We start from the raw sequence: 22,813 nt of genomic DNA, 5'->3' as shown, positions 1-22,813 counted from the left end.
ATACATGCGCTGAGCTCTCAGATTCACAACGAACCCCACTTAGAGGCAAACTTGGCCGAAGTTGAAAACTGTGCCTAACCCCAGGAACAAGCGGTGAGGGCCAAATGAATCCCGTTTGGAAAATCGCCCACTGACATATGCAGAAACATCCTCTTTCGTGCGCCATGTATATCACCTAGACACAACCGACGCACTTCCGCGCGCCCCCTATTCCTCCTATTCGTTGCCAGAATACCCCCTAGAGGATCATAATCGCTTTATCAGATGAGACTACACGCAATTATGGAAAGGGTATTCGCTTTGATCAGCGGCGTTTGGCAATCCTTGGCCCACAAAGTTGAAAGAAGGCAGCCAAATTGTGGACGCGCCGCCGTCTGCAAGCCAGCACAAGTTGGAGCCGCATCAGGTGCAACTAATGGTTCGGGAGATCAAATATCGCGCCCAACACTCCTTATGGTTGGACAAACTCAAGAGCTGGAAATCATGCTTAAGGCTGAACGGTGTGAAGTGTTGCACACATCGACACTCCGAAGCATTGGCCCGGAGCAATTGGGCGACGGGCGGCAATGTCCTGCGAAGATCTCTCATATGGTTGTGAATGTAGATGCACTTGGAGGCATAGCAAAAATCATTTGCGACCTGAGGCATATCCGCGAAACCTGTCCAGGTCTGCCCATCATTCTGATTTCTGAAGATTTCTCGCGCGATGATTTTGGCTTTGAGAGACTTGCTATCTGCGATGTCTCACTCCGGCCAAACACATCCCGTGCATCGCTGAAGCTTGCCCTTTCCGAGTCCCGCAATGTCAACAACGTGCTCTGGCTGCAGCGGAGCAGGACGAAAGGACAAATCACATAGCGGGACGAAGCTCAATTTAGACAAGGTGAAAGAAACCGCGGCCTTCCGACCAAAGGTTGCGGCTTACGAGATCGGCCTCAGCCAAAGTTGCGCGCAAAACGGACAAAGATCGGTTGCCGCGTGAACCGGTCACTGATACCAATCGATTACTGTTGAAATATTCGGTCTCCATACCCGCAGAAATCAAAATAATCGGCAAGGTCGGCATTGACCTTCGAATGAACTCAAGGTCTGGCTGAATTCCCAAAATACCACCGAACGCGTCCGCATCAACGATAAGATGCGTGATCTGAGGCGTCACGCCATCAGAGCATCGAAGCCCCTTGGACTTAACGGTAGACAGCGTCGCCGCCCTTATTGTGGGAAACCCCTGCTCGCTCAACAGTTGGTACAAGACTGCGCTGCAGCCCACCAACCAAATTCTGCTCGACCGATCAAACGAAATATGGGAGGAATAGCGGTCAGCCGCAATCGAGTTGGATTCGGCCTTCGAACCGATTGACGGGTTCTTTCTCAGAAGATAGCCCAAGATTGATTTCATGACAGCGGACCAACCTGTTGTCTTTGGATTTGCTCGCGACGAAGGCGGCATGAGTTGAGGATAGATTCTGTCATCATGGCTGCAAGGCTTGCCCAAATGACTGCCAGTCAGCAACACATCTTGAGTATGCATAGAAGCACTTACGCGTCGGAGCACTGCACTATTAGAATCTGACACTCTCTTGAACAGCTGATCCTCAAATCACCACAGCGGCGGGAAGCTCCAACTTCTAGAGCCAACAAACCGAGACCTATATCAGACGGTGGAGAGGACCGGACCGAATTGCACCTCAGGTCAGGCCAACAAATCCTTAAATGATGTTGCGACTTCTGGCGATCGAGACCACATGGGCCCGGTTGTTGGCATTAAGTTTGGAGTAAAGTGACCGAAGCATCATCTTGACGCGGCTTTCCGGAATGCCAAACTGATGTCCGATCTCGTTGTTCGTCTTGCCTTCCCCGATCATACTGATCATCTTGATGTCAGTTTCAGCGAGCTTGATATCATCTTGCACTACTGGGCTGCGATCGTTGCTGATTGCGTTGATGCAGCTCAGTGGAACATATCTCTCACCCGACACCAAAAGTTCGATGCAGGCGACAAGGGATTTAACACCCAAGGTCTTGGGAACATAACCACAGATCCCTACCTTCAACGCGCTGGCAATAGCCTGGGTTTCCAGATCGTGCGAAAACAGGGCCAGGCGGGACGGGCAGCATTCGGCGATTATTTCACTCAACGTGACGATGCTCTTGATTTCCTTGAGCGTATAGTCAAGCAAGATCAAATCAAACGTGTTGTTGGCAAGCCTCGTCCGCATTTCATTCAACGTGACTGCGGTTGCAACTTTGAATTGGCCCATCCCCTCGAGGACTTGCTGTAAGGCATCAGCAACGATCGTCTGATTATCGACGATCAAGATCGATGTCGCACTTGTCGCGTCAAGCATCTCGGGCCCTTCCATTTGCTGAATTCAACTTCGTTTGGATTATCACACATTCGTGGCTGGTGCGTGTGAGCATTGGGTTGGGATTGCCACCCGAAGTTTGCACTTGGCGAGATTGAGATGTGGAAAGATGCAACCCAAAGCGGAAATAGCTTATCGCAAGCTATCTTGCATCGCACTTAAGATACGCGCTCACGGATCAATTTTACAGCACCCCAAATGTGCCCCACCGTTCAAGCCTAGTCATATGAACCGCGTAGCGTCGCCATCACGGCCCATCGTGTCCCTAGGTACATTTCATAAGATGGACATTCCTGCCTGCCCTCAATCTTCACCACTAGAACAAATCGACTTTGTTTGCCGGTCGAACGACCTCGACCTCCCAGACGCCGCCACTCTCGATCGAAATCGATAGGCACACTAAAATGCCAGTTCAAGCACGCGCTCGAACTGGCATTATCGATACAGCGACTGCAAAAACTGCCGCAGGGGCATCACATTGTGCTGAACAGGATCTCTACCCGATGGTCAACCGAGGTATCGTCGCTTCCATCGGTTCCAGACACTTTCTCCGTGCTGCCGACACCAAGCAATTGCATGCGGGCCGGCTGCGCGCCACGCTTCACCAATTCCTCGGCGACGCGGCTTGCGCGTTCCTGATCCAGGTTTGCCTCTGTTTCATCGGTCGACACGTGTCCGACCACCCGCACGGACGTGTTGTCGTATTCCTTCAGATACGCAGCAGCCTCGTCCAGAATAGCTTTGGATTCCTTTGTCGGCTCTGCGCTGCCTTGATCGAAGAAGACAAAGAATGCCGTTGGCACGGGTTTTCCACGGACGTCCTGCGTTCCCACACATCCGCCGATCAAAACAACCAATGTGAGAGCCATGCAGCTCTTTAACCAGTTCATCTTCGTCCTCTTTCTGCGCAAGCGCCTGTGGCTGGTGCAGTTAATCTGCAGATCGCAGGATCAGGGTGTCACTTTGTGGGCATTGTTGCCCTGAGCATCCGTTACATACTTGTCGCCGTTGGCGAAAGTAATCTCTCGGACATCGCCCTGCGTCTTGACGGTCGTGCTGTTGTGCAGTTCGCCAGCCTGGCTATCGGAGGAAGCGATCTGGGTCGTGCCATCATCGGAATAATTGGCAGAGGTTGACACGTTCGGCCGATCAAGGTTGGTGCCCCAGCTTTGCGTCTGGATGTCTACTGTCGGCGGCACAACCGGAGGCGGCGGCAGCGACGGGGCGACAACGCAGTTCGGGTAGGTCGGCAGATAGGACGGCTTGATCCAGGCACAAGATACCAGAACGGTCGCATGCAGCCGCGGCTTGTCCAGATAGCCGGTGACTTCAGTCAAGGTGCGGCGATTGATCTCTTCGGGGCGGGTCGTGTTGATCAGCGGCCGGGTTTTACCATAGGAGACGAGAGCGTCCAACTGGTCGCCGTCGACCCCGTGGCTGATCAGACGTGCGACAACAGCCTCGGCACGCCGCTTGGCAAGATCGAAGTTGTAGCCTTCGGAGCCAACAAGGTCGGTGTGGCCGAAGACCGAGAAGCGGATCTGCGGATAGCGGCGCATCCAGGCGGCCTGCGCGTCGATGATCGCCAGAGCCTTCGGCGTCAGCACATCCTTGTTGAAGTCGAAATTCACGATCGGCGACACTTCGGTGGAGAAGTTCGTGTTCAACACCACGATTTCAGCGGCTTGCTCGGAGCTGAGCGCTGGCATCGGGATGAAACCCTCGCATCCGCCAACCTTGTTCACCAGCTTGTCGTTCAGCTGTTCACAAGCGATCCCCGCCGGAACACTGTGCCCATCGACCGGTGCCAGCACAGCAGGCGCTTGAGCATCTGGAGAATGGGTTGCGCAGCCGGCAAGAAGACCCGCGACAACGAGAGCGACGAAAGTGGTTTGGAAGGTCATGCTAGCTCCAGGTGCAGAAGTGGGTGCAGGTCAGCCAAGGTCAGGTCACTGGGCAAAGAAACCACCTGTCGGCGAAACGGCGACCGTATCGGTGAACGACGGTTGAGAGAACAGCGACCCCTCTGTCGGCATCGGGGGCGACAGAAGGAAGTCTTCGATCAGGCCGGAATTGTGGCTCACCATGTCTGTAACCAGATTTTGGAGGGATTCGCCTTCCGTCGCCACGTTCGTTTCGACGGCAAGGTGCCAATGGTCCACAAACGCATCGGCCGTTTGGCTGATGCCGTTGTTCAGGGCAAGGCTGCCAAAATCAGCCAGTTGCCCGCGCATGTTATCAATGCTTTGCAGCACGTCCGCGTGACTTGCCGACAACAGCGCAACGTTTGGCAGGGCATAGGGATTGCTGGCCGGCGCGGACGGGGTGGGTTCGGCAGAGTAAAGCACCGGAACCACGGAGGATTCGCCATTTGATACGACCTCCATCCCATCGTCTGCAAGAACAGGGACTGCCAGAAGCACCAGCGCGATTGTAGAACCAAGAAGTTGCTTCATCATTTCCTCACATCCACAACACAGCCACGTTTCTCGATCAACTTCACAAACGCGGGCGTCGCATTCTTCGGAACCACGGCACTACACACCGACGCCATCGAGCCAACTGACGCCTTGATCGGGTGCGCCGGGGCCGCTGCGGTCTGCGCCACCCGGTTGCCCTTCGCAGAGCTGACTTCGGTGCCCGGTTGGTCAACGTTGTAGCCCAATTGCTTGAAGGCTGGTCCAAGGATGGGGTCTTGCATCATCACCACGATCGCCACGCGCTTCAGCTCGCGACCCTCGACGTCGGGCATCAGATTGGCAGCCCCAAGCAGGGTGTTGACCCAGTTGCGACGTTGGCAGGATACGTCATCGAATGACCGTCCACCGCCAATACCAAACCCCGGCAACGAGGCCGACACACCGCCAGAAACGCCCATGCAAGGACCGCCGCCGAAACTGCCAATGCCAGGTGCCACGCCCATCGACTTGGTCTTGTTCGAGAAGTCAAACACGTTGCCACCGGATTGCGCGTGGGCATCGTTGCCCACACTGTTCGACGCCGTGATGCCAGAGACGTTAGCACCCGAGTTTGAATTGGTGGCGCTGCCATCCAGCTGGTTCGACGCCGTTGTCGAGTTCCCCTGACTTTGACTTTGGTCCTGCGCCTGTGCCGAGGCACCGCAGAGCATCAGCGCAGAAGCGAAAAGGGCAGCGGCAAGGAATGGTTTTATGATCTTCATGCCTCTGGCCATTTCGTTTCTTCTTTTACTGTCAAGCGATGACGGTCAGGCCCATGGGCCTGACCGAGTGATGCAAACCGCAGGTGCGGCCTATTACGGCTGAGCGAAGAAGTCGCCGCTGTCGATGTGGGTGGCCGAACCGCCAGCAGCACCGCCGCCGGTGAAGAAGCCACCGGTCGAGGTCGTGAGCGAGATCGTGCCGTTGCCAGCGTTCGAAACGGACAGGTTGATGCCGCTTTGGTTGGTCAGCGTCGAGGTCACACCGAACAGAGCGCCGTTGCCCGAAGCGGTCGGAGCAGCGGTGGGCGAGGTCAGGTCAGACGCAGCGGTGGTCAGGTCGATGCCGGTTGCGCCGTCAGCGTTCACGTTAGACGAACCGTAGGCAATCGCCTTGTTGGTTTCGCCAACGTCCAGGCTGTTCGAACCTGCGAACAGGCCCGAGGTGCCCAACAGTTGCAGCGTGTTGGCGGTCGAAACCGAACCATTCAGCGAACCTTGGCTGGAAGCGGTTGCCGATGCGCTGCCTTGAGCGCCATCAACCGGGCCCAGGGCGTCACGAACGCCAGCGGTGGTGGTGTCGGCGGTCGACGCGCCAGCGGTGCCCATCGAGGCAATCGCTTCGCCGCGTGCCGTCACAGCGCCTTGGCCGACGAGCGAACCAGCGGTGCTGATGTCGCGCGAGAAGTTCAACGACGAGGTGATGTCTGCGAGCGAGGTGACGCCCGAGCTGTCGCTGTTCAGCTTGGAGCTGGCGTTGCCGTTCACGTTCATGTCAGCGGCCGAACGCGACAGAACTGCCGAACCCGAACCCAGACCGGTCACAGCCACTTGGCCGCCGATGATGAAGCCCGTTTGGTCGGGCGACAGCACGGAAACTGCAGCGTCGTAGGTCGTGCTGCCGCTGGTGTGTGCAACTTGTGCGCCGGCCATGCCAGCAAAGCCGACGATCGCGGCGAACGCGATGATGCTCGTCGAATTCTTGATATTCATTATTTAGCCTCCATTAAGCCATGGGTTGAGACCATGTGTGGTATGCGAACAGTCTCGGGCCTAGTTAGATGGTCGGCTCTTTGCCTGTCAAGTTGCTGTGATCTTATAATAAGTCTTTTCACTACGCACTGTGTCTGAAGAGTATGATCGTTTTAGCATAAAAATCGTAACCTATTGAATTTGCAGGTATCTTGCATTTTTTCTGACGCAGTCCTGTAACAGATTCACGAAAAGTTTTAGAGTGGAATCTGTCAGGTTGGGTAGTCGTCTAAAATCGTTAGATTTTCAATGATATCTAAAGATAGGATAATAACAATTAGGCGAAACCGGTCGTATCTTTATCGTATCATACCGTCTCGAAGTTACAGAAGTGACCGCCAATCACGATATGATTCCGCCAGATTTGACCAGCAGATCGCGCGGCATTTTGGCGTCAACCGCGCGAAAAGACCCGGGCCGGATCCGTGCTGGCAGCCCGAATCGTCGGCCATAGCACTGCGATCAACACCAACGCCAAGGTGCCTGCGGCGATGACGGGGGCGACCGACCACACCGGCTGGAACAGCAGCGCGATGCTGACGCTACCGCTGTCCCCCGAGATCTGCGCCGCAACCTTCGCACTCTCCTCGAACTGTCGGGCAAGGCTGACCGTGAGCCGATCCGCAACGGCAAACCCAACCGCCATGCCAAGGGTTGCGGTGATCAGGGTCCCGATCACTTCTGTCGCAAGGATGTCTCCGCGCCGCATGCCCAGGACTTTCATCAGGGCAATCTCCGCCTCGCGCAGACGGGTGGAGATGACGATGTTGCCAAACAGGACAAGTCCCACGACCCCCGTCAGCAGCGCTAGAAGCGGTGCAACGATGCCATAAGCGGCGGACTTGAGGTTGAGCACCCAGGCGTATTTCCAGATTTCGGCCTCTGGATGATAGCCGTGCGCGGACAGCGCTGCGATCTTGGGTATCACCGCGTCGATGTTCTTCAGATACAGGTGCAGCATGTCTTGCCACGGCCAATCGACCAACGGGGTCATGTCTGCCCCTTCTATCCAGGCCGTACCGTCGGTCGTAAGGGGAAGGTGCAGCTTCCCGGTCCGGTCGCGCTTGATCGCATCGATGGCGATCAGAAGGTCGTTCGGCAAATAGAACTGACGGTCCGCTTCACCCTTGAGGATCACTCCGCTGATGGTCAGCGTCAGCGGTTCGGTTCCAATCACGGTCCCCGTCGACCCGAAGCGCGGAATGGCAGCCTTGACCTGTCGCCCGATGAAACCGGTCCAGACTTTGTCGTCAGAGGCGGGCGGCATGCCAAAGGCCTCTATCAGAAAGTCCGTGGTGGCGATCATCTGAAGGCGCCGGTTGGCGGGATCAAAGCCCGCGCCCGCCACGAACTGGAACATGCCCAGCTCGGGATCGTGCGGATGCAACCCAAGTGTCGGGTACGGTCGGCTGGAGCCGTCGGCCACCATCACCGAGACTGTGGTTGCCCGCCGCGGCACCACCGCCGTGACATCCTTGTCGGCAGACAACGTGGCCTGTTCGGGGAAGTGGTCTCCAGCCTTGGCCAGATCTGCTTTGCGGGGCTTCACCGTGATGCGTGTCAGGCGGGTGCCATCGACCATCGTCTGCTCCACGAAGCGGTCCAGACCACTGACCAGCGACGCGAAAACGGCCGACTGCGCCGTCCCGGCGATCACAGCGATCAGCATCAGCAAGGTGAACAGCGGCCGTCGCAACAAATCACGCGTGGCATTGGCAATCAAACGCCCGGGGCCAAGGCTTGGCCACCATCCCGCCAAGGGTGCCCGAGAGGCGACAGGGGGCGTCGTTGGGGCGCCGGGTTGCATCGGGTCATTTCCAGCAGGCAATTCAACGAGCCGTCCGGCCTCAAGGCTGAATTGCCGGCCAAGCCCGAAAAGCGCTTCGTCATGGCTGACGATCACAACCGTTGCACCGGCGGCATGCATGGCACGCAAGCGGTCGATCACCTGGGCTTTGGACAGGGCATCGAGGCTTGAGGTCGGCTCATCGGCGAGGATGAGAGCCGGTTGCCGGATCATGGCCCGGGCCAAGGCAGCCCGCTGCCGCTGCCCACCAGACGCCGCGCTGGGTCTGAGACGGGTAACGCCCGCCGCGCGCTCTTCGGGGCGGAACGCAAAGGCTTCTGCCTGTTTGGCCTCGACGGTTGCTTCGCGCTTGGACAAGTTCGAAAACTGAAGCGGTGCAGCAATGTTTTCAGCCAGAGACAGATGCGGCAACAACCGGCCTTCCTGAAACACCAACCCGATTGCGGCCGTTCGCAGGGCATCCCGTTCAGAGGTTGTCAGAGTGCCGACATCCTGGCCCGCGAGCCGCACCGAGCCGTCAAAGCCCGCATCAAGTAAGCCAAGAATGCGCAGAAGCGTTGTCTTTCCCGCCCCGCTTGGCCCCCGGACCACGATGAAGCTGTTGTACGGGATCGTCAGGTTGACGTCAGCCAAGACAGTCGTCCCGCCATCGGGCCCCGCGAAGGCTTTGCTCAGCCCCCGGATTTCAAGCAGATTTCCGCGCAGGTCGGATACTGTGGCCCCGGTCATGGCAAGGACGAAACCGGCATCCAAACGGCATCTCCAGCATCAAAGGCAGCCATATTGGCATTGAGGAAGGCATCAAGCCCTGCCGAGGCATCTTGCAGGCGTTTGGCAAAGCTTGTGCGCTCTGCCGGGGTCAGGGCGTCAAGATATTCAAGGTTGAACTCCAGCAAACCGGACCGAAACTTCACGCCAAGCTGGCGCGACAGGGTCTGCGCGATCGTTTCATTCGGGTCGGCCGTTTCACCTGCGATCGCCGCGAGCGACTCGGCCACCGACCGGTGCAGCGATTCGGAATCCACCCCGGTCACGGCCAAAACGGACATCAGGTTGATCAGGTTCAGCAGCGTGTCCTTGGAAATCTGGAACCGTGGATCCAGCAGGTCAGGTGTTTCGATCATGTAGCCGGGCTGCACCAGAACCCCGTCCTCGCCTTTGGCGATGTTGAAAGCCACACCGGATTCCCGCAGCCGTTCCAGTTTTTCGCCGTCGATCACTTCCAGTGGGATGGCGGGGGAGCCTTTGAAGTCATAGACCGTGTCGACGACCTTCTTGCCGGCGTCGATCTCTTTCTGCATGCGCTCCTGAAGGACGGTCGAGAAGGCCCCGGCAATCGTCGCCGCGTCAACGCCGTTGTCCCAAGGAACAAAGGTGCCGGACGTTTCACGGGCAAGTGCGCCCAGAATCTCGGCCAGATGCGGGCCAGCGGTCGGTCCCGCTTGCACCGAAATCACCGGAATGCCCTTTTCGAACAAACCACGGGCCACACCGACCGCATCAACCCCAACCGGAATACGGCCTTGCGGATCAAGGGCACCGGTCGTTGCCGGGTGCGCGTCGTCGTTCAGCACAGCCACGATGATCTTTTTACCCGCGTCCGCAGGCCAGTCGTACAGCTGGGCCGCATATTGCACGGCGTCAAGCACCGGTTCGGCATCATCTCCCCCACCCGACATGGTGACAGATTGCTTTGCCAACTCGTCCGAGGCGTCTTTCAGCGGCACGGCTGGCACCGCCAAGACCGGCACAGCGTCGCCGGCATCACGGTAGAACACAAAGCCGATCCGCAGCGAATCAAGCGTGTCTTGCGGCAGCTTGTCGATCGCATCGGACAGGCTGGTGGCGACGGCGCGGGCGAAACCCTCCATTGAGCCTGTCGAGTCAAAGGCGATGACGATTGTAGCCGTGGTCAGCGCATGCTTGGCAGCAGCCAAATCACCGTCTTTCAGGACCACCGCGTCCGATTTGCGAATAGCCGCCGGCAGCAGGACGTCGAAATAGCGCCGGTCCGTGCGCCCCAAAATCTTGCCATCGCCTGAAGCGAGCACAGGGTACGGCCGCGAACTTTTCTCACGCTTCAGGGTGGCGTCAATATTCTCGCGGAAGGTCGGGGGATTGGCGGTTTCGTCACCGCTTTCCATGTAGCGCAGCAAGGTGTCGCGGTTGTCCCATGCGGTGATTTCGGGACGACCGCCCAGAAAGGCGAGGTCAGAAAACGCAAGCCCCTCTGCCGTCGGCCACTCATAAATCTGCTCCTTGTGGACATAGCCGGTCAGCCCGGTTTCCGCCTCGGCTACGGTCAGGGCGGCAAGGTCCGTCACTTTGAGGAAACCGTTCTCTTCGCAAATGACATAATAGGGCTTCATCAGCTCAAGCGTGAAGACGGTATCCCCACTTCCGGCAGCCGCTTGCGCTGTGATCCGGTCCGAACCAGCCACAACCTTGCGGACGAAACCGTCGGGCGTTCGAGCCATCTGATCGGCGGTGCAAGCCCACACAGGGCTTGCGAAGCAGTCCAAAGCGGCGAGCACACAAAGAGCACTCAGTCTCGCGTTACGTCCCCGCAATGTCATCTTGTCTCCATTGTCAGCGTCGCCGGGACGCTTCTCAGGTTCATGGTTTGCCGTCCTGCGGGCAAAGACTCGACGATCCGTTCAATCGTCGCGTCAACTGCGGCGCAGGACTGTGTTCCGTCGATGATATGATCCGACAGCGGACGAACCCGCTGCGACTGCATGTCAAGGCAGGGTCGCACCATCAGTTGATAACTTTGCAGAAACTGCTCCAGCCAGTCAGACATCTCGGCAGATGAGGACCAATCGCGCGGCGCAAGCGTCTTGGTCAACTTGCGCGCCAGCGCAATGTCACGGTCCACGTCAATCCAGATCGCGCAACTGATCACGGCGGAATGGGCAGGCGGTTGGCGCCCCAAAGGCGTCTCGAACACAACAGGGCCTTGGTCGGCCAACGTCGCTAGGATTCCGTCGAGGGTGGGATCATACATCTCTTGCCATGGTGCGCCACGGCGCAACCACTGCAGCGCATGGTCCGCATCTCGTTCCGTCAGCGTTTCGAAATCATCGAACGGCAAGTAGGTGGCGCCAAGGCGTTCGGCCAGTTCAAGGGCCGCGCGTGTCTTCCCGGCGCCCGGGATGCCGCTGATCGCGATGACGGGATGGAGCTGGTTCATGCCAGGCGCCTTGCGGTCAAGACGAACCAGTCCGTGTCGATGACGGTCTGGGAAACACTCAAGCTGACATCAGGGCACAGACGCGTCAGCAGGGCTTGATAGACCTCGGGGTCGCGATAGAACGCGGCGAAGACCATGTTGGCGTAGTCCATCGCCGTCCCACCAACCATGCCGCGAAAAGCAGTCCTTTCCGCGATGATGATCTTCCCCTGCGGTACCAGCGTCCTGAGGGCCTCACTCAGCAAATGTTCCGCATCGGCCTCGGGCCAATCGTGCAGGACGGATTTGAACAAGATGACATCGGGCACAAAACCAACAGCTTCGCGCCAGCCGCCTCGCCGCATGTCATGGGCCACAAATGACAGGCCCGCGGCCTCACCGCGTCGACGTCCCAACGCGCAGACGGCGGGCAGGTCCATCACGACGTGTCGCGCCGGGTGATGCGCCTCGATCACGGCCCGGGCAAAGACACCGCTGTTGCCGCCCGGTTCCAGCACCAGCGCCCCCGGAGGGATGGAGATCAGGGGAACCAGAAATGGCGCTTCGGTGCGGGTCAGGTTGGAAACGTAAGCCACCCAAGGGCGTGTTGCCTCGATCTCGTCTTCCGACAAACCACGAGCAAGGGCGTAGTTGAACAGCGAAAAGGTCTCGGATTGCGCCATGAAGGCTTCGGGGTCTGCGAAGATCAGATCACCGTGCAACGCTACATCGCGGCAGGCAGAACGCAGAAAGGACAGCCTCGCCAGAACCCCTTCGCGGTCGGCCGCCATTTCGGCGACAACAAAGTCGCGCAGGACGCTTGCCTTGGTATCTTCGCCCATGAGTTGCGGCAGGAAACGACGCGCCTCGCTGATCAGGCCGTCCGGTGCCGCAAACTCGGGCCAGCCACAGCGAAGCAGGCGGTCAAGCACTTGCACCGCCGGAATGTGCATGGGCAGAAGATCTGCCCATGCGGTTGTGTCGCAGCCTGTCACGCGGCTTCGGCAGGAAGCGGCGTTGCGGTCTTGATCCCCAGACGGGAGACGTTCTGCAGAGAGTGCAGGTGAACATAGCACAGTTCCAGCTCGTCCGTGGCAAACATCTCTTTCAGGGTCGCCTCCGGGATGGCCTTCAGACGGTCACGGTTGATCGTCATGAACCCGCTCAGCGTGCCCGAACGGCCATCTGCCGCATTGTAGCGCGCCTGTGCCGATTCCAGCAGGTTCAGGTCGTTCAGACGCTTGCAGAACAAGCGTGTGCGTTCGAACTGAGCCTGGAATTGCGACACAAAGGTCAGCATGTTTTGCAGGTACTGGGTGCGTTCGCCGTCGGCGTCAAACAGACGCTCCCCGCGGCCTTCGCGGTTGATGCCCGGATAGGTCTCGTCGATGCAAAGAGTGAAGTTGCCTTCGCTTTGCGAGAAGATGAACGGATAGCGACGCAGGAACGCCGGAACGTATCCTTCGGTCCAGTTGCCGTCCGCGTCCACCGCCTGATTGGCGCCATCCTGAAGGCCAAGCAACACGGCCGGGAACGTGGCATCGCCCTCGCCAGCAAACACGATCGGATGATTCGGAACGGCAGAGGTGAATTCGGCGGCAAGCAGCGGCACAGAATTCAGGTCACGCGCGAAGTCGAATTTATCCGTTGCCTTCACCGAAACGTCGCGGTGCAGATCGGACGACAAGGGGACGACGCGCTCATAAATCAAAAGCTGTTTGGACACTTGGATCTCCTATTTCTTATCTGGATTGGGTCGGGTCGATGTCCCGCCGGTCCGACGGTGCGACTGCATCCCCAAGACGAGACGTGTGGGATCTAAACGCCACGAACAGCCATGCCTTTGCAAGACTACGTCGGTTTTTCAGAAGCATAGATTGCTCTGATCTATCGTTAGCAAATTCGCGTTAGCGCGGAAGATGCAATGACGACAGCGTCTTTGGCGCCACACGCGTCACGGCGGCGCGGAAATAGTTGCGCGAATTGCGTCCGCTGTTGGCACTTTAGATTGTATCTGATCACTAAGGGCGCTTGCATCGGGCGTAGCACTTGCCACGCTCGATCGGATTGCCTCTGCGTCAGGTTGCGTGAAGGACACGGACGCTCCGTTGGGTTGGCTGATCACCGTACTCTTGTCGCGAATGCGCAAACCCGAGAGTGACTCCTCCTGCGTGATCTTCACGCCATGATCTTGGTCACCGACGGAATCGACGGAAATCAAAGTTTGCGCTGCAACCTGAGACGGGGCCCCGGTACCCAGTTTTTCAGTCGTCCTTGCCGTAATGGAGGACCCGGCGAACAAAAGCTGGGAGTCTTGAACATAGCCTGGAATGTCCAGATTGTTGGCTCTGGCGTCCTGCGGCACGATATTGTCGACCGGGGCAGTCACCGAACCTGGATCGGATAGCGCCGTCTTGATCTTGGCTTGAAGCGGCTGTGTCTCGTTTGCGCCGAGGCTCTCATCTTGTCCGAACACGCCGTTGCCGTCCAGATCGCGGAACAGCTCGGTCTGTACAATCGTCGTTCCGTCTGCCGCCAGGGCCACCATGACGAAGGTGTCGTCCAGCTTGCCTTGCAAGACATAACCCCCGAAAACGCGAAAGCTGACGGCAACCTCTGTATATCCCAAATTCACCAAAGTCGCCGCAGCAGCTTTTACCGACGCCGGGAGGCTGCTTGCCAAGACGACCTCGGGCATCAGCCCAATCAGGGCAAGCAGGCCCGCCATCGTCATTTTGCGCATCAATGGGAAACTCATCCAATCTGTATCCAGATGTTGGTCCCTAGTGTGTCATTGCCAGACTGCCGGATGCAAGCACGCCAAGGCAGTGGCGCCCTATCATTGAATTGCCTCAATCCGCGAATGATAGACCGAGTGCTACCTAAAGCGACTTTGACTATCTAAAGAATCTTAAAACCCCTCGAATGGCTGGCTTCTCTTCGCGCGGGCAGGCTGTCATGATCTTGCAGGGCAGTATTCGGTTTCAGTGAGGGGAGACAAGATCATTCCGCAATCTGATGTGGGACCATCACGCCAAACCGAGATCAGCTTGCCCCGACACTTTTCTAATGACAGCGCCCGTTGGGTTTCTGTGACCATGGAGTTTCGCTGCAACCTGCGGTGTACTCATTGCATGATCGAAGGAACAATGTCCCATCTGCGCCCGACCGAGGGTGATCAGTTCGAAGCGGTTCTGCAGGAACAAAGGGACAAAAGCCCCTGGATCGGGATCGTCTTGACCGGTGCCGAAATCACGCTGCGAAGTGATCTGCCGCAAATCGTCATGCGTGCCCGGCAGGCTGGATTTCAACGCATTCGCGTCCAGACCCACGGGATGCAACTGCAACGTCGCGCCTATCTGGATCGGCTGGTTCAGGCCGGCGTCACGGAATTCTTCGTGTCAGTCACCGCCGCAAGCGAAGCCAGACACGACGCCATCACCAAGGTGCCCGGATCCTGGCGCCGGATGCGGGCGGGTCTTGATCTGGTCGAGACCCACTACCCCGATGTAGCAATCATCACCAACACTGTGATCACTGCGGAAAGTGTGGCGGATCTGCCTGGTGTCGTGGCCGCATTTGCAGACTATCGCACCGTGGTCCAGCATGAGTTCTGGAATTTCTTTCCGATGGAAGAGATTGACCAGAAGGCGCTCTGCGTGCCGCTATCCGAGGTGATGCCCCCCTTGCGCACGGCAATTGCCGCGGCCCGAGCGGCGGGCCGACTGGTCGAGGTGAAGAACGTCCCCGAATGCCTGTTTGGCGATGATCGCGCGGTCATGATCAACAAGCAGCCCCAATTGATCATCGATGACGACTTCTGGATTGGCTTTGACCGCAACGGCTTTCACACTTGCCCGCACCGCGCGGTCTGTGCATCCACTGAATGCCTTGGCCTGACCACCGCCTACGTGCGCCGCTTTGGCGACGAGGCCGCCCTGCTTCGACCGCTTTCTGCAGCACCCCCCCTGTCTGAATCTCTATAGAGTATCCCAATGACAAGACTTCCTGCCCCAACAGCCGTCATGCGGCGCAATATCGTCACTGTCGGATTTCTGCTGCTGACGGCCTGCCCACTGCACGCGGAAACCGATTTTGACTGCGTGATGGAGGCCGCGAACATCGTGGAGCTGAGCCCCCGCACACCCGGGGTGATCGCATCCGTCGAGGTTGAGAAGGGGCAGCGGGTGGCCAAGGGCGATGTGATCGCCCGCATCGATTCCTCGATGGAACAAGGCGCGCTGCAGATGCTGGAGGCCCGCGTCGGCTCGACAGCCGCGATCGACGCCCAAACCGCGCGGGTTACCTTTACCAAGGCGCAGCTCGATCGGGCAGAAGCTTTGGTGCAGCGGGATGCGCAAAGTCCGGACAAGCTTGAATCTCTGCAGAATGACTATGCCCTTGCGACATCACAGCTTCGGCAAGCCGAGGTCGACGCCATGGCCCTGCGGGCCGAGACCGAGCGCGCCCGGGTCGCCGTTGAAAACACCATCATCCGCGCGCCGGTTGACGGGGTGGTTACCGAAATCACGCTCTCGGCCGGCGAATATGCCACCGCAGACCGCCATGTCGCCGTCCTGGCACAGACTGACCCGATCAACGTCAACGCCTATCTGCCGGTCGCCCTGTACGACAGCGTTCATCCAGCGACCAAAGTCCGCATTCATCCGGAATATCCGGTCGATTCAGTCATCGAAGCCCAAGTGCTGATGGTGGACTCGATGTTTGATTCATCCTCGCGGACCTTTGGGGTGCGCGTGGCTTTGCCGAATGCCGACAGTCACATCGTGGCAGGGCAGCGCTGCCGGCTGGAGATTGCTCCGTTCTGATGACCTCAGGGGCAGACGAGCCTGCCCGCCTGCCCTGTCCATTCAAACTGGCACCCGTTCAGCGCCGGTGTCTTCAGGGATGGCGCAACTTGGCGGGGCACAACATCCGGGGTTACCTTCGCAGACGGGGTAAGGACGGCCAAGGCTGGTCCTTTGGCCTTGGCTTGCGCTGACGGTGCCGCAGGTGTCGCCGATGCCAGCAATCCTGCGGGGCGCGATTTGGGCCGCTGGGTCGCATCGGTGGCGAAAAGCGGGGCCTCTGCCGCCACAGATAGCTCAGAGGTCATCGCCGGCTGATCCGCGACCGGCGGCGCAATCTTCGCCTGTGCTTCCAGATCGTTCACGCGCTTGGCCAAGACATCGCGTTCCGATTGCAGGGCGGCCAATTGCTTGTCTTTTTGAGCCCCGAGTTGCGCGATCTGATCCGACAGATCGCCGCCCGTCTTTGTCAGGTCCTTGACCTGCGCCTGCAGCGCCGCGATTTGCCCTGCACTTTGGGTCTGGGCCGCTTGCAACCGTTGCCGCGCCGTCGCCAGATCCTGACTGACCTGAGCAAGCTTGGCATTGGTTTGCCCCGCCGCGCCCGACAGGTCCTTCAACTGTGATGTCGCGTCTGCGTTGGCTTTGGCAAGCGCATCATTCTTCGTCTGAAGCGCTGCAAGCCGGGCCTTTGCGTCATCCGATTGCGCCAGAAGCGTGGCGTTGACGTCGCCTGTCTTGGTCAGATCAGCGACTTCGCCATTCAATTGCGCAATATCGGCCGCTGCCTTGGCCTGCATCGTCTGGCTGGTCTGTCGTTCATTGTCCAGCGTCGCGCCAAGGTCAGCCAATTGCTGTGCGCTGTCTTTCGCGGCCCCGTTCAGGGTCTCGATATCAGCCCCAAGGGCGGCGATTTTAGCGTCCTTGTCCTGCAGGCCTTGTTCAGCCAGCGCCTGCGCCGCCACCGCTTTGGCAAGCCGGGCAGAGACATCATCCTTCGCGGCTGTCAAAGTGGTGATCGTGGCCTGCGCCTGCACGATTTGCGCTTGAAGCGCGGCAGAACTTGCCTCGCTGGCCTTCAGGCGATCTTGCAGATCCGCCTGCGCCTGCGCCGCACTCGCCTCAACCTTGGCTTTTGCAGCACGTTCGTCATCCAGTGACTGCGACAGCGCTGCCGCCGACTTTTCAAGTTCAGCAGAATGGCTTTGACTCGCCATCAACCGGTCCTGCAAATCTGCTTCTGCCTGTGTCGCCTTTGCCTCGATATCAGCCTTCGCCGCTCGTGCTTCGTCAAGCGACTGGGTCAGGGTGGCTGCGGTCTTTTGCAACGTGGCAAGCTGGGTTTGGGCGGCATTCAGGGCGGCGTTGATCTGGCCCTGTTCCTGTCCAAGCTTGGCAATCTGCGCGGTGGCGGCCTGCAGTTCGGTGTTGCGCTGATCAAGGGTCGCTGAAAGTTCAGCAGCTCGGCTTTGCGCGGCCAACAGATCGCTTTTCACGGTCTGCTCTTCGGCCGCCAGTTGGCTCAGTTGATCTGCCTGTGCCGCCGCAGCCGTCTGGCTTTCGGCAAGAGCGGCCGTCTGGCTGGTCACCGTAACTTGCAACTGGGCAACTGATGCACGCGCCGCATCGCGGTCCTTTTCGGCGGATGAAAGTTGTCCGTTCAGGGCCGATGTCTGGTCCTGCCATTCGGCTTGCTTTTGAACAAGGGTGTCACGTGCGGCATCGCGCTCTGCCGCCACGGTGCTGATCTCCTCTTGCGCAGCAATCAACTCACCGGAAGGATCAGCCCCCTGGGCTTCAACCGCAGGACCGCAAGCTTTGGCCGCCGCATCCCAGACATAGCCAACGGCACTGCAGGCGCGGATATCGGCCTGATTGGCATGAACATCGGCAGCAACCGATCCGTCGGGCACCAGATCCAGCGGCGCAGATTCCGAGACCAGCCACAGCGGCAGCGCGACCCAGGTCGTATGCCCTTTTGCGGCCAGCACGGTGGAGGTTTCGGGCGGCAATGTCGAACCGGTCGGCAGAAGACAGGGAAGTCCTTCAGCAGCCGCATCCGCACACACCGACTTCACGAGGCTGGCTTTTGTGTCCTGCGTCTTGACTGTCTTCAGTCCCGCAATGTCGGACAAAAGGTCCGCGCCGAAATCGGCAAGCTTGGTCTGTGCCCCTCCTGCCACGTCCGCCAGAACGACCGCATTGGCAGGGTTCGGTTCAGGGGTGCCCTGCGCCAACAAGATACCCTGTATCTTGGCACCATCGGCCCGACGCGCCGCTAGCCGGGCGCCTACCGCAGTGGCGGATTTGAGCGCGCTGGCATCATCCGAAAGACCAGGTCCCAACAGGATCAGAACCAGATGGGTCGCAGGATCAGCCGGGTCTATGCCATCGGCCAGTCCCGCAAGCGCCGCGGAAAGCGCCGCCGTCAACCCAGCCTTCTTCTTGTCGTCCGGAGCCGCCGGCCATTCCGACCGCAACCCACTGGCCGAAACCTCGCCATCGTCGCGCATCGCCCCGGATTCAAACAGAACCTGACGGGTGAAATGCACCTCTTCGCCAAGTTGGGTCGGCTGCTCGGCCAAGGCGCGGGACAGCAGGCGCAGCTTGTCCAGCATGAAGGGTCTGGCATAGTCACTGCCATCGACAAGCACGTGAAGCACAACTTTGTGCCCTTGATCCTGACCGACAGGGTCAAGCGCCTTCAGCATCAGTGGAAACAGCGCCTGCACCATCGTGACCGGTGTCCCGACCGAGGTTTCGGCTTTGTCGACCGACAGGACCGGCAGTTGCGTCTTGGCAAGATCGGTTCCGGCCGGGATGATCAGTGAGGGAACCAGTTTGCCGGACCCTGCCCCATCCAGGAAGACGCGCAGTTGAAATGCACTGTCCCACAGTTGCAGATCGGGGCGATCAGTGGCGGATCCCGCCGCTTGGTCCGCGGGCATCAAGGTCAGGCCGGCCTTGGGTGCTGCAATCACGTCCGTCGCCCGCACGCGCAGTTGCTGGCCCGTATCATCCTGAACCGTCAACACCGCGCCATCCTCGGACAGGATCGTCAGTCTCTGGCCGAACGGGATATTTGCCTCCCCGCTGACGCTGCCGTCTTCTGCAAGGACCGGCAATGGCCCAAGCCTTGGCAAAACGCTGTCGGCCACAGCGGGCCCTGACAGAAGAACGACAGCCAGAAGGAAAAGCCCGCGCATCATTCGATCCATCCCATAATTCCGGGTCTGTTGCAGGCACTGGCCATGTCCTTGAAGGCGGCCGAGAAGCCGATCATGCTGAACGTCAGGCGTGCCGGTGCGTTCGTGGCTGTGGCCACCCCGCCAATTTCCACAAGCTTGCCCGACCGCAATGCCTTGGTGAGATCAGTGGTCATAGAGCCATCTGACATAGGCTGCGGGATAACGGCTCCGGTTTTGGGCTCGACCATCAAGCCGAAGGCCTTGCCGTCAATCAGCGCACCCAGCGGCGCATCCGCTCGGAACGGGTTGGGCTTTACAAGGTCGATCGCCATCATCCCGCCCGTTCCTTTCGCATCGACCGCGAATTCCATGCGGAACCCCGTGTCCAGCCCATCCGCGGCCGTAGCCACTGTGGCGACGCGACAACTTCCGCGATCACTGCTGCCAAGCACCGACCAATCGCCATGATGGGACAGTTCCGTTTCTCCGGCCGGCGTTGCCGCCTCGTCGGCCGCCTGTTTGACCACCACTTTCAGCAGGTCCGGCACAGCCGTCGGCCACAGGTAGTCGCCCGAGGGGTACTTCTTTTCCGTATTGAATTGCGCAATGTAGCGACGGTCGGTCACTGTGAATGTGCCGCTGTTGCCGACATCGGTACCCGCCACGCCGTACTGCTCTGACAAGACTTTGCGGATGTGCAGTCGGTCAGCATCCGATAGCGCCAGTCGGGCCTCGGCCGCGCGATGTTCGACGGGGGTCAACGCGGGGGCATCCAGACCGTCGGTACCGCAGGCCAAAGTGACAAGCCGCAGGATTCCGTCATGGCTCAGCGTATCGTACCGCGCGCTGGAATAGCCGCCGTCATCGTTGCGCACCGTCAGGTAAAGGCTATTGGCGCCATCCGAGCCCAAATCCAGCAGCGCCCAGATCGGATCAGCCCGCAGATCGGCCGGCGACAGCCCGTTCTGGCTGATGAACGGATGACGCTCACCGTTGCGGATCAACACCGCATCGGCGATGCCGCTGCCATCCAGCCCGAAGGCAAGGCCGGGTTTCAGCATGTCCGACGAAAGGAAAAGTCGCGCCGGATGCGACCCGGTGGTTCCGTCCGGCTCCAGCACAATCCGGCACTCAGCCTTGGCGGGGTCGAACGAGACGGAATGGGCCGGCAGGTCCTGCGCCTGACAGCTTGCCACTCCGGCCACGAAGGCCACCGCCGCGGGCAAGGCACGGCCAAGCGCAACCAACCATTGCTTCATTTCAGTCCTCATTCCATCCGTCCCGACAGCGCCAGTTGCCGTTCTCGCAGCCGCTCCTGCCGGGCCAAGTCCGCTCTGCCGCGTTCGGCGCGTCGGGTCTGGCGGATCTGCAGCACGACCATGCCAGCATGGCATAGGCGCGCCCCGCCGACCTTCAGCAGGAACCGCAGAAGGTTGACCGCCATCGGCCCCTCCGAAGTGACAATTTCGTCTTCCAGGCTCAACACACGGTGCACGGCACCGGGATCACCCTGCCGCCCGCAGCGACCGCACAGCTGACGGTCGATCCGGCTGTTTCCGTGCAACTCGGTCAGGATCACCTGAAGACCCCCGCCTTGACGCGACGCGTCCGACAAAAGAATGTCCGTGCCACGTCCCGCCATGTTGGTGGCCACGGTAATGCAACCGGGCTGCCCTGCCCCAGAAACGATCTCAGCCTCTTGCGCGACATGTTCTGCCGTCAGAAGCGCATGGTGCAGGCCGCTTTCCGACAAGACCGCCGAGCAGGCCTGGGACGCATCAAGGCTGCGGGTTCCAATCAGTACGGGGGCACCGCTGCGGCTGAGCGTGTCGGCCAGCTTTGCCACTTCGGCCCACTTCGTTTGGGCGTCGGGAAGGATGGCAATCTTGGTCCAGCGCCGGATATCCGGGCGCCTTGGCAGGATCCGCCGCACTTTCAAGCCATAAACCTCGTCCAGTTCACGCGCCGCGGCGCGGGCTGTGCCGGTCATGCCGCAGACATGGCGATAGCGCGGGAAGAAACGCTGGAAGGTGATGCGCCCCAAAGTTCGGCGGATCTCGCTCGGCTCCAGCCCTTCTTTCAGTTCGACGAATTGGTGCAGGCCTTCGGACCATTGCCGGTCCGGCATCAGGCGCCCGGTGCTTTCATCGATGATGGCCAGCCCCTTTTCGGTCAGCACATAATCTCGGTTCTTTTCCAGCATGTTCAGCGCGACCAGGGCCTGCGCCGTCAAGTGTTCGCGCACGGGTGCCACAGCAGCCAACCCGACGGCATCCTTGGCAAGCGATGTCAAATGGCTGCGCCCAACGTCCGTCAAAGTCACCCGTCGCAGGGATTCAGAGCGACGGAAGTCAACGCCTTCCCGCAAGCTGCGCGCCATCTCAAGCGTCTTCAGCAATGTCGCGGTATCCAGCCCTCCCAACGCCGCCTCGCCGGCCGAAAGAATGAAGGGCGTTGCCGCCTGGTCGATCAACACGGAATCCGCCTCGTCAACGATCACGGCGTCCAGCCCCTGCAGGATCGACACCTCGCCGGCCCCTTCCGCACGAACCAGGTTCAGCAGCTTGCGGGGAAGGCCGTGAAGTTGGTCGGCCTCTGGCCCGGTCTTGTCGCGCAGATAGTCAAACAGGATGTTCTTTGCGGCCGAAAAGACGACATCGGCCCGGTACTTGCCTTTGCGACCGTCCATCGCCGTCTCATCCGTGACATGCTCGGCCTGCAGGCCCAATTCGACGAAAAGAGCTCCAAATGTCTCGGCATCGCGGGCGGCAAGGTAGTCATTGACGGTCATCACATGCACGCGGCGGCCCGACAGCGCCAAAGCCGCGGCCCCGATCGCTGCGGTCAGGCTCTTGCCCTCCCCCGTGCCCATTTCGGCAACTTCGCCGTCAAACAGCGTACGGATCACCACGACCTGCACATCAAAGGGCCGCTTGCCCAGCACGCGGAACGCCGCCTCGCAAACCTCGGCCAGCACCGGCGCCAGCACGGAATCCGGGACCCGCCCACGTCGGGTAGCACGCCGCAAAACGAGCGATTTCCGGCGCAACCGTTCCGCGTCGAAGGCTTCGTCGCGGATCTTGGCAGACTCGGCCGCAACGATACGAGCAAACTTGTGCGCCCCACCCCAACTGCGCCGGACCGAGCGGCGCGGGTCAAGCCGCGACAGGAAGCGCAGGATGCGGGCATCCCAATCGGTAAAGGCAGCCGCAGGGCGTTCGGGATAGTCCTCGATCTCTGGCAAGATGCGCGATGCCATGGG

19 protein-coding genes are annotated in these 22,813 nt (G+C 59.6%); 3 read left to right on the top strand and 16 right to left on the bottom strand.

Annotated elements, in window-relative coordinates; genetic code table 11:
• Nucleotides 1-300: 300 nt before the first annotated feature.
• Nucleotides 301-858: a hypothetical protein gene (locus AC1Y2B_RS02365; protein ID WP_482251447.1), complete on the top strand. Its 558-nt coding sequence runs from the start codon at nucleotides 301-303 to the stop codon at nucleotides 856-858.
• A gap of 16 nt (nucleotides 859-874) precedes the next feature.
• Here AC1Y2B_RS02365 and AC1Y2B_RS02360 read toward each other — a convergent pair whose 3' ends face one another.
• The 13 genes from AC1Y2B_RS02360 to AC1Y2B_RS02300 form a co-directional block, all read right to left on the bottom strand.
• Nucleotides 875-1,387 carry a hypothetical protein gene (locus AC1Y2B_RS02360; protein WP_482251446.1) on the bottom strand — a complete coding sequence of 171 codons (513 nt, stop codon included), beginning with the start codon at nucleotides 1,385-1,387 and terminating at the stop codon, nucleotides 875-877.
• A 322-nt stretch (nucleotides 1,388-1,709) separates the two neighbouring features.
• Entirely contained in the window at nucleotides 1,710-2,348 is a 639-nt protein-coding gene (locus AC1Y2B_RS02355) for a response regulator (RefSeq protein ID WP_482251445.1), read from the bottom strand.
• Between the two features lie 491 nt (nucleotides 2,349-2,839).
• Nucleotides 2,840-3,256 carry an OmpA family protein gene (locus AC1Y2B_RS02350; RefSeq protein WP_482251444.1) on the bottom strand — a complete coding sequence of 139 codons (417 nt, stop codon included), beginning with the start codon at nucleotides 3,254-3,256 and terminating at the stop codon, nucleotides 2,840-2,842.
• A gap of 60 nt (nucleotides 3,257-3,316) precedes the next feature.
• Nucleotides 3,317-4,270, bottom strand: coding sequence for an OmpA family protein (locus AC1Y2B_RS02345; protein ID WP_482251443.1), 954 nt, complete (start codon nucleotides 4,268-4,270; stop codon nucleotides 3,317-3,319).
• Nucleotides 4,271-4,315: 45 nt separating this feature from the next.
• Nucleotides 4,316-4,822, bottom strand: a complete 507-nt coding sequence (locus tag AC1Y2B_RS02340) for a hypothetical protein (protein ID WP_482251442.1) — start codon at nucleotides 4,820-4,822, stop codon at nucleotides 4,316-4,318.
• Complete coding sequence (locus AC1Y2B_RS02335) at nucleotides 4,822-5,547, bottom strand: hypothetical protein (protein ID WP_482251441.1); 726 nt, start codon at nucleotides 5,545-5,547, stop codon at nucleotides 4,822-4,824. Before AC1Y2B_RS02335 ends, AC1Y2B_RS02340 begins: the two co-directional genes overlap by 1 nt.
• Before the next feature lie 93 nt (nucleotides 5,548-5,640).
• Complete coding sequence (locus AC1Y2B_RS02330; RefSeq protein WP_482251440.1) at nucleotides 5,641-6,537, bottom strand: hypothetical protein; 897 nt, start codon at nucleotides 6,535-6,537, stop codon at nucleotides 5,641-5,643.
• Nucleotides 6,538-6,970: 433 nt separating this feature from the next.
• Nucleotides 6,971-9,136 carry an ATP-binding cassette domain-containing protein gene (locus AC1Y2B_RS02325; protein ID WP_482251439.1) on the bottom strand — a complete coding sequence of 722 codons (2,166 nt, stop codon included), beginning with the start codon at nucleotides 9,134-9,136 and terminating at the stop codon, nucleotides 6,971-6,973.
• Nucleotides 9,109-10,860 (bottom strand): vWA domain-containing protein, encoded by a 1,752-nt coding sequence (locus AC1Y2B_RS02320; protein ID WP_482251438.1) that lies wholly within the window; start codon nucleotides 10,858-10,860, stop codon nucleotides 9,109-9,111. The genes AC1Y2B_RS02325 and AC1Y2B_RS02320 overlap by 28 nt, the downstream gene beginning before the upstream one ends.
• 95 nt (nucleotides 10,861-10,955) lie before the next feature.
• Nucleotides 10,956-11,576, bottom strand: coding sequence for a nucleoside/nucleotide kinase family protein (locus AC1Y2B_RS02315; protein WP_482251437.1), 621 nt, complete (start codon nucleotides 11,574-11,576; stop codon nucleotides 10,956-10,958).
• Complete coding sequence (locus tag AC1Y2B_RS02310) at nucleotides 11,573-12,487, bottom strand: methyltransferase (protein ID WP_482251436.1); 915 nt, start codon at nucleotides 12,485-12,487, stop codon at nucleotides 11,573-11,575. Before AC1Y2B_RS02310 ends, AC1Y2B_RS02315 begins: the two co-directional genes overlap by 4 nt.
• 59 nt (nucleotides 12,488-12,546) lie before the next feature.
• A complete protein-coding gene (locus tag AC1Y2B_RS02305; protein ID WP_482251435.1) occupies nucleotides 12,547-13,281 on the bottom strand; it encodes a SapC family protein in 735 nt (244 codons plus the stop codon).
• Nucleotides 13,282-13,509: 228 nt separating this feature from the next.
• Nucleotides 13,510-14,313, bottom strand: a complete 804-nt coding sequence (locus AC1Y2B_RS02300) for a hypothetical protein (RefSeq protein ID WP_482251434.1) — start codon at nucleotides 14,311-14,313, stop codon at nucleotides 13,510-13,512.
• Between the two features lie 340 nt (nucleotides 14,314-14,653).
• On the opposite strand from AC1Y2B_RS02300, the gene AC1Y2B_RS02295 reads away from it, so the two are divergent.
• Both AC1Y2B_RS02295 and AC1Y2B_RS02290 read left to right on the top strand, forming a co-directional pair.
• Nucleotides 14,654-15,541, top strand: coding sequence for a radical SAM protein (locus AC1Y2B_RS02295; protein ID WP_482251433.1), 888 nt, complete (start codon nucleotides 14,654-14,656; stop codon nucleotides 15,539-15,541).
• Between the two features lie 9 nt (nucleotides 15,542-15,550).
• Nucleotides 15,551-16,384, top strand: a complete 834-nt coding sequence (locus tag AC1Y2B_RS02290; protein WP_482251432.1) for an efflux RND transporter periplasmic adaptor subunit — start codon at nucleotides 15,551-15,553, stop codon at nucleotides 16,382-16,384.
• A 5-nt stretch (nucleotides 16,385-16,389) separates the two neighbouring features.
• Here the strand turns inward: AC1Y2B_RS02290 and AC1Y2B_RS02285 are convergent, their stop codons facing one another.
• From AC1Y2B_RS02285 to AC1Y2B_RS02275, 3 genes are read right to left on the bottom strand one after another with little or no spacing between them, the layout of a single operon-like run.
• Nucleotides 16,390-19,572: a coiled-coil domain-containing protein gene (locus AC1Y2B_RS02285; protein WP_482251431.1), complete on the bottom strand. Its 3,183-nt coding sequence runs from the start codon at nucleotides 19,570-19,572 to the stop codon at nucleotides 16,390-16,392.
• Nucleotides 19,569-20,810, bottom strand: a complete 1,242-nt coding sequence (locus AC1Y2B_RS02280; RefSeq protein ID WP_482251430.1) for an invasion associated locus B family protein — start codon at nucleotides 20,808-20,810, stop codon at nucleotides 19,569-19,571. The genes AC1Y2B_RS02285 and AC1Y2B_RS02280 overlap by 4 nt, the downstream gene beginning before the upstream one ends.
• 8 nt (nucleotides 20,811-20,818) lie before the next feature.
• A complete protein-coding gene (locus AC1Y2B_RS02275; RefSeq protein ID WP_482251429.1) occupies nucleotides 20,819-22,810 on the bottom strand; it encodes a preprotein translocase subunit SecA in 1,992 nt (663 codons plus the stop codon).
• Nucleotides 22,811-22,813: the final 3 nt, after the last annotated feature.

This window comes from Stagnihabitans sp., from assembly GCF_964946895.1.
The sequence above is the reverse complement of the archived record's forward strand: the minus strand, read 5'-3'. Positions and strand labels throughout refer to the sequence as shown.